The sequence below is a fragment of the Arthrobacter sp. YAF16 genome (assembly GCF_052113385.1).
GTDB lineage: Bacteria > Actinomycetota > Actinomycetes > Actinomycetales > Micrococcaceae > Arthrobacter.
The window spans coordinates 1-574 of the sequence record NZ_JBFRDC010000018.1 but is presented as its reverse complement, the minus strand read 5'-3'; the positions used below and the strand labels follow the sequence as shown (position 1 = coordinate 574).

At 68.6% G+C, this 574-nt stretch carries 1 protein-coding gene; it reads left to right on the top strand.

The genetic code is table 11. The features are described 5' to 3' along the window. Positions 1 to 574 (top strand): PKD domain-containing protein (locus tag AB4Y91_RS16745; RefSeq protein WP_441419545.1); only part of this gene is annotated, 574 nt, incomplete at both ends.

Genomic DNA, 574 nt, shown 5'->3' with positions numbered 1-574 from the left:
GGCACCGCGGAACCGGCGAACTGGCAACTGAGCACAACCGACAGCACGGCCACGCTGCAGAGCGCCGGTGGAATCGGCATCTACAGCTACCTCAGCACCACCGGAACGCCGACCCCGTTGACCGTCAGCTTCGACGACCTCTGGGCCGGCGGAACCGGATCCACGCCGCCGACGCCGAATGTGGCGCCTGTTGCGGCGTTCACGAGTGGGGTGAGCGGGTTGACGGCGAACGTGAACGGGGCCGGTTCAACGGACTCGGACGGCACGATCGCCTCGTACGCCTGGGACTTCGGTGACGGCGGGACCGGGACCGGGGTGACGGCGAGCCACACCTACGCTGCCGAGGGGACGTATACGGTCACCCTGACCGTAACGGATAACGGCGGCGCCAAGGGTACGGTCAGCCATTCGGTAAGCGTTGCCGCGCCGCCGGCGGGCAGTGTCCTGGCTCAGGACACGTTCACCCGCACGGTCACCGGCGGTCTGGGGACGGCGGAAACGGGCGGGCCCTGGACATTGTCCGGGACAGCCTCGAACTTCGCCGTCAACGGCAGTGCGGCCACGATTGCCAGCC